Here is a 6,009-nt window from a genome sequence, read left to right on the forward strand (position 1 = left end):
AGCCCCGGCTGCTAGACCTAGCACCCCCACTAGCACATCAAACCGGTCCTGATCAGCAATCTCGCACCTAGCACCCAGCCTGCGAGAACGCCGGAAACCCCGCCTGGAAGGCACCCCATGACCCTGATCCTCCTTGCTAGTGCCTGCCTACTCGCCGTCACTCTCGGTTACGTGAGCCTGTGTGCGGCGAGCCCGTTCGGCGACTGCCGCAAGTGCCGCGGCTTCGGCTTCGCGATGAAGACCGACCGCAAAGGCCGCCTCAAGCGCGGCAAGCCGTGCCGCCGCTGCAAGGGCCACGGCAAGCGCATACGCGTCGGCCGCCACCTCTACAACCTCTGGCTGCGCGTCTACCGCGACGGCACCGACACCCCCGCCGCTGCCCGGCGGCCCGCCCCGAAGGGATGAACCGATGGCCGTCACCGTCTCCCTGGTCGCCCTGTTCGGCCTGGTCCTGTTCTTCCTGCTCCGCTCCAAGACCCTCGGCTACGGCGCCGCGTTCGTCGCCATGATGTTCGGCTTCTACCTCGCCTCCACCGGCGCCTCCGAGCCGATGAACGAGCTGACTGCCGCTGTCGTCGACGCCCTCGGCAAGATCTAGGAGGCCAGCCATGCACGAACACACTCCCGCCCTGCGGCCGGACGCGCCGACCGGCGCGGCGTACGACCCGGCGTCGCTGGAGCTGTACACGCCGACCCCGGCGGCCGTCGAACTCGCCGCCGAACGCGGCCCCGTGGTGTGGGTGCCGGACGCCTACGGGCGCATGGTCCCCATGCCCAAGCACCTCGCCCCGCCGCCCATGGCCGTGCCGGAGCCGCGCGACCTGACCCCGCTGCCCCTGCTCGACCCGATCGCGCAGCGCTTCGTCGGCGCCGGTCTCGGGGGCGGCGCCCTCGCAGCTGGTGTCGGCTGGGGCATCGGCGAAGTCATCAGCGCTGCCGCTGGGTTCAGCTCCGGTGCCGCGATGTGGATCGCCCTCGCGGTCCTCGCGTGGCGCATGCCCGTGCGCGCCATCAGCGGTGGGCGCGGCAGCACGGTCAACATCCGCAAGGCCGTCATCAAGCGCGGCACCTTCAACGGCTGACAGGAGGCCAACCCCGTGATCCGACTGCGCATTCAGGTCGCCCACTGGCCACGCAGGGCTCTGGTACTCACCGACACGCCCCGCCCCGACTGTCCGGACTGCGAGGGCATCGGCGGCTTCGAGTACGACTACGGCGACCACAACGGCGAGTACGCCGGTACCGAGTGGGACCCCTGCACGTGCTGGAACGAGCACCGCCGCTGGACCTTGCTGCCCGTGCCGCGTCTGCGCCGGTGGCTGCGTCGGCGCCACACCGGCCGTGACCCCTGGGCGAGTGACGGCTACAGCAACGAACCGCCCTTCTAGATACGCCCGGGCGGGCGCCTCTCACCACAAGACCGCGCCCGCCCGGTTCTCCTGTCCCTCCAACAGAACGAGGAGACCTCCAGCATGACACCTGACCGCACCACCATGCCGCCCCGCGGTGTGTATCCGGCAGGGAACCCCCACCTCACCGCCGCTCTGGATCTCGCCGCGGCCGGTGCGCCGGCACTCCCGCTGCGAGACGGGAAGCTCCCGTTCGGGAACTGCCGCCGCTGCGCCGACAACGCGTGCGGTGGGCGGCCGAACATGAAGACCCCCGGCCCCTGCACCTGCCCGCAGCCGTGCCACGGCTGGGCCGCCGCCACCACCGACCCCGACATCATCAACTCGCCCGCTTGGGCGCGGGCGTGGCGGGACGCGGCGGCGGTGGCCTACCACCCCGGCGGCGCCGATCTCACCGTCGTCGACCTGGACAACACGGAAGCCATCGCGTGGGCGCGTGCGAGCCTGCCCGCTACCCGGACCGTGCCAACGACCCGGGGTGAGCACTGGCTCTACCAGGGCGCCATGCAGTCCGCCAACGCCGTACGGCCCGGCGTCGACATCAAATCCACCATGGCCTATGCCCGGTGGCTGGGTCCCGGCATCGGCACCATGACCGCGCTGCCGGACGCCGTGCGCGCGCTGACCGTGAAGGCACCCGCCCCGACCCGGTCGACGGCCGTCATGGTGCCCGCGCTGGCCGGTGGCGGGGCATGCCCTCACCGCACGCCCACGTACCTGGACCGTGGCATCGCCATGGCCGTGCAGCGCATCACCGAGGCCCGTGAGGCGGTGCACGCCACCGTGTACCGCACGTTCCTCGCGGTGCTGTCCACGCACGGCCGGTGCGGCTGCCTCACCGAGGCGCACACCGCGCGACTGTTTACCGCCGCGCAGGCCAAGGGCGAATCGCCCCGGCACTGCGCCGACGCGTGGACCAACGCCCGCACCACGTTGGGACTGTAGCCATGGCTGAGGACGAAAAGACCCCCGCACGCGAGGTCATCACCGACTACGCGCAAGCGCACTTCCGGTACTTCCGCACCGCTGAGGGGACCGTGTACGCGCAGAAGAATGGCCACCCCGTGGCCCGTCCGATCCGCTCTCAGGGCACGACGGGCAGTCACCGCCAGGAACTCATGGTCGGCCTGTTCAAGGACGGGCGCGGCGTGTTCAACGGGACCGCGCTCAAGGAGGCGTTGGACCTGATCGAAGCGCTCGCGCTATCGGAGGACGTGCAGCCCGTCCACATCCGGGTTGCCCCCGGGTTCGACGGGGCGACGTGGCTGGACTTGGGCCGCGATGACGGGCAGTCCGTCCGTATCCACCCCACCGGCTGGGAGGTGCTCACGCCGGACCCTCGTGAGGTGTGCTGGCGGCGCACCCAGCTCACCGGGGAACTGCCCCTGCCCGCCAAGGACACCAACGGCAAGGGCATCGATCTCCTGCTGAGGCTGTGCAACTTCGCCAACGCGGAGACCGAGTGCCTGGCCATCGCGTGGCTGATCGGCTGCCTGGAACCGTCCGTGCCCGTTCCTGCGCCGTTCCTCACCGGGCCGCAGGGGGCGGGCAAGTCCACCGGCGGCCGGATGCTGGTGCGGATCATCGAGGGCATGAGCGGTGACCTGCGCCGGGCGCCCAAGGATGAAGAGAACCTGGTCGCGGCGGTGGCGGCGGGATGGGTCACCGCCCTGGACAACCTCTCCCACATGACGCCGGACCTGTCCGACGCCATGTGCTGCATCGTCACCGGCATCGAGAACGTCAAGCGCGCCCTGTTCACCGACGGGGACGTGTACCGCATCGGCTACCGCCGCCCCCTGCTCCTGACGGGCATCGACGTCGGCGTGATCCGGCCCGACCTGGCGGAACGGCTTCTGCCGCTGCGGTTGGAGCGGCCCCGGGTGAGGCGCACCGAGGCGGAACTGTGGGCGGAGTACGCGGAGGTGCTGCCCGTCGTTCTCGGCTCGCTCCTGGACCTCACAGTGAAGGTCCGCGCTGTTGCGGCGGAGACGCCCACCGATCTGCGGATGGCGGACTTCGCGCGCCTGTGCGCGCAGCTCGATGCGGCAATCGGCCTGGGGGCGCTCACCGCCTACCGGGCCAGTCTGGACGACCTGAACGACGACGTGATTGAGGGTGACCTGCTCGCGCAGACCGTCCTCAGGCATGCCGACACCATCGAGCCGGGCGGGGCGCAGCGGATGACGTCGACGGAGTGGCTGCACTGCCTCAGTCGCCTCTACAGCGGCGAGGACTTCCGTCCCCTGCCTAAGGGGTGGCCGACCACCGGAAAGGTTCTCTCCGACCGTCTCAAGCGCCTCCAGCCGACGCTTGCCGCCCGGGGTGTCCTCATCGACACGGGCCGCACCAGTGAGGGCCGCTACCTCGAAATGACCCGCCCGGCCGCCCCGCCCCCACACGAGCAACAGCGGATCGTCTGACCCGGGCTCGCGGCCCCGGACAGGCAGTAAGGGGCCGCTTCGCGGCACGTTCTTTCGGCGGCGTCCGCCGAACAGCAAGAGGAGCACGCCTCTCGCCTGGTGCTCTTCTTGCTCTTGTCCCGGCGGCAGCGCCGCCGCCCAAGGTCGCGCCGCGAAGCGGCTCCTTCTTCACGCTCTGAGGCGCCACCGGACTACTACAGACACCCCCTCTTTTGTCCTAAGAGAGAAGACGCTGCGTCATCTGCGTCATGCGCGCCAGAAAATGGCCCCTGACCTGTGGCAAGAGGCATGACGCAGACGGCCGTGTCTGCGTCATCCTGCGTCATCTGCGTCATCCGATGACGCAGCCCATGACGCTGCGATGACGCACCCCCAAACCACTGCGTCACACAAAGTCGCAGGTCAGAAGCCTGAATGACGCTGATGACGCAATGACGCAGAAATCCGAACCTCGGACAGACCCGCCATGCCCCCCCGCTTGGAGTCCCCATGGCAAACCCGACAGACCCAGACCCCCGCGCGATCCTGCGCGGTGGCCTCCCGGACTGCTACCTCACCCCCGAAGACCTGGTCGTCATGTTCAAGCTGCCGAGCGTCGAGACCGTCTACCAGTGGCGCCGCAAGCGCATCGGCCCGCCCGGCTTCCGCGTCGGCAAGCACGTCCGCTACGACCCCGCCGATGTACGCGCCTACGTGACTGGCCGCAAGGACGCCGACCACAACGCCGCCTGACCGAACACCCGCCAAGGAAAGCAGGGAGAGCCGCTACCAGCGGCTCTCCCTGCTGTGCTTCACGAAGGGACCGCCGACACAATGGCAGGCCACATCCAAGACCGCTGGCTCAGGACCGAGACAACTCCCGAGGGCAAGACACTCAAGGTCAAGACCGACCGATTCGGCACGGGTTTGCGGTACCGCGCTCGCTACGTGGCACCCGACGGGAGCGAACGAAGCAGGTCGTTCCCCGACAAGCAAAAGCGACTCGCTGAGGCATGGCTCACGCAGATTGCGGCTGACCTGACGCGGGGGCAGTACGTCGACCCGTCGGCAGGCAAGGTGACGTTCAAGAGCTTCGCCACGGCGTGGTTGGCGTCTCAGACCACGGACCCTTCCACCATCGTGAACATGGAGTTGCGGTTTCGGCTGCATGCCTTTCCGTACATCGGTTCGCGCTCCATGAGCGCATTCCAGCCCACCCATATCCGCACGTGGGCACGGGCCCTCATGGACTCCGGAATGGCCGCGTCATACCAGCGGACCGTGTTCGCGAACGTCTCTGCTGTGTTCGGTGCGGCCGTGGATGACGGCATCATCTCCCGCAATCCCTGCCGTGCGGGTTCCGTACGAGCACCCAAGCTTGATCCTCGGAAGATCAAGCCGTGGACGCGTGATCGAGTGGTGGCTGTTCGCGGCGGACTCCCAGAGCAGTACGCAACAACGGTGGACCTCGGCGCCGGGTGCGGTTTGCGACAAGGAGAGATCTTCGGGCTGGCCGTCGATGAAATCGACTTCGCCGGGGGAGTGATCCACATTGCGCGGCAGGTCAAGCTGGTCGGTGCCCGAATGGTGTTCGCCCCACCCAAGGGCGGCAAGTTGCGTGACGTGCCGCTGCCGGACGTGGTGGCGGATGCGCTCACCGCGCACATCACCCGCCGACCGCCCATCGACGTCACGCTTCCGTGGAAGACTCCGGACGGACCACCGGTCACGGCTACCTTGCTGTTCTTCTCACGGGAGCGGAAGGCGCTCAACCGCAACTACTTCAACATGCACCTGTGGAAGCCTGCCCTGGTCTCCGCTGGCGTCATCCCGGAGCGACTGCCGGGGGAGCGGTTCAAACGATCACGCGAGTACGGCATGCATGCGCTGCGGCACTACTACGCGTCGGTCTTGCTGGACGCAGGGGAGAACGTCAAGGCGCTGGCCGAGTACCTCGGTCACTCCGACCCAGGGTTCACGCTGCGGACGTACACGCACTTGATGCCGAACAGCAAGGACCGGGCGCGCCGGGCCATCGACTCAGTGTTCGGCAAGCACGTACCTCCCGGACCCTGAGCGCAAAAGGCCGTCGGCCGTGCCTTCCCGGAGTGGGAAGCGCCCGGCCGACGGCCCCCACTCGGCCCCGGAGAGGAGACAGCCCCACAGAACAGGGGCGGTATAAAACGTGGAAGGAGAGC

8 protein-coding genes are annotated in these 6,009 nt (G+C 68.7%); all 8 read left to right on the top strand.

The genetic code is table 11. The features are described from left to right. The first annotated feature begins 117 nt into the window (after positions 1-117). The 8 genes from AB0I98_RS45550 to AB0I98_RS45585 all read left to right on the top strand — a co-directional run bounded on the left by AB0I98_RS45550 (position 118) and on the right by AB0I98_RS45585 (position 5,887). A complete protein-coding gene (locus tag AB0I98_RS45550; RefSeq protein ID WP_362951969.1) occupies positions 118-405 on the top strand; it encodes a hypothetical protein in 288 nt (95 codons plus the stop codon). 4 nt (positions 406-409) lie between these two features. After that, the gene (locus tag AB0I98_RS45555; protein WP_362951970.1) at positions 410-598 is read left to right on the top strand and encodes a hypothetical protein; all 189 of its coding nucleotides are present in this window, start codon (positions 410-412) and stop codon (positions 596-598) included. A gap of 10 nt (positions 599-608) precedes the next feature. After that, positions 609-1,082 (top strand): hypothetical protein, encoded by a 474-nt coding sequence (locus AB0I98_RS45560; protein ID WP_362951971.1) that lies wholly within the window; start codon positions 609-611, stop codon positions 1,080-1,082. Positions 1,083-1,097: 15 nt separating this feature from the next. After that, positions 1,098-1,388: a hypothetical protein gene (locus tag AB0I98_RS45565; protein ID WP_362951972.1), complete on the top strand. Its 291-nt coding sequence runs from the start codon at positions 1,098-1,100 to the stop codon at positions 1,386-1,388. Positions 1,389-1,472: 84 nt separating this feature from the next. Beyond that, on the top strand, positions 1,473-2,354 hold the full coding sequence (locus tag AB0I98_RS45570; RefSeq protein WP_362951973.1) for a DNA primase: 882 nt from the start codon (positions 1,473-1,475) through the stop codon (positions 2,352-2,354). Between the two features lie 2 nt (positions 2,355-2,356). Continuing rightward, entirely contained in the window at positions 2,357-3,832 is a 1,476-nt protein-coding gene (locus AB0I98_RS45575; protein WP_362951974.1) for an ATP-binding protein, read from the top strand. A 489-nt stretch (positions 3,833-4,321) separates the two neighbouring features. After that, the gene (locus AB0I98_RS45580) at positions 4,322-4,564 is read left to right on the top strand and encodes a helix-turn-helix domain-containing protein (RefSeq protein ID WP_362951975.1); all 243 of its coding nucleotides are present in this window, start codon (positions 4,322-4,324) and stop codon (positions 4,562-4,564) included. Between the two features lie 81 nt (positions 4,565-4,645). Continuing rightward, positions 4,646-5,887 (top strand): site-specific integrase, encoded by a 1,242-nt coding sequence (locus AB0I98_RS45585; RefSeq protein ID WP_362951976.1) that lies wholly within the window; start codon positions 4,646-4,648, stop codon positions 5,885-5,887. Positions 5,888-6,009 lie beyond the last annotated feature (122 nt).

The organism is Streptomyces sp. NPDC050211, assembly GCF_040656035.1.
Taxonomy (GTDB): Bacteria; Actinomycetota; Actinomycetes; order Streptomycetales; family Streptomycetaceae; genus Streptomyces.

Excerpts from the sequence above, each read along its gene's own strand:
- AB0I98_RS45550 (WP_362951969.1), top strand. The coding sequence starts at position 118 with ATGACCCTGATCCTCCTTGCTAGTGCCTGCCTACTCGCCGTCACTCTC.
- AB0I98_RS45555 (WP_362951970.1), top strand. The coding sequence starts at position 410 with ATGGCCGTCACCGTCTCCCTGGTCGCCCTGTTCGGCCTGGTCCTGTTC.
- AB0I98_RS45560 (WP_362951971.1), top strand. The coding sequence starts at position 609 with ATGCACGAACACACTCCCGCCCTGCGGCCGGACGCGCCGACCGGCGCG.
- AB0I98_RS45570 (WP_362951973.1), top strand. The coding sequence starts at position 1,473 with ATGACACCTGACCGCACCACCATGCCGCCCCGCGGTGTGTATCCGGCA.
- AB0I98_RS45575 (WP_362951974.1), top strand. The coding sequence starts at position 2,357 with ATGGCTGAGGACGAAAAGACCCCCGCACGCGAGGTCATCACCGACTAC.
- AB0I98_RS45580 (WP_362951975.1), top strand. The coding sequence starts at position 4,322 with ATGGCAAACCCGACAGACCCAGACCCCCGCGCGATCCTGCGCGGTGGC.
- AB0I98_RS45585 (WP_362951976.1), top strand. The coding sequence starts at position 4,646 with ATGGCAGGCCACATCCAAGACCGCTGGCTCAGGACCGAGACAACTCCC.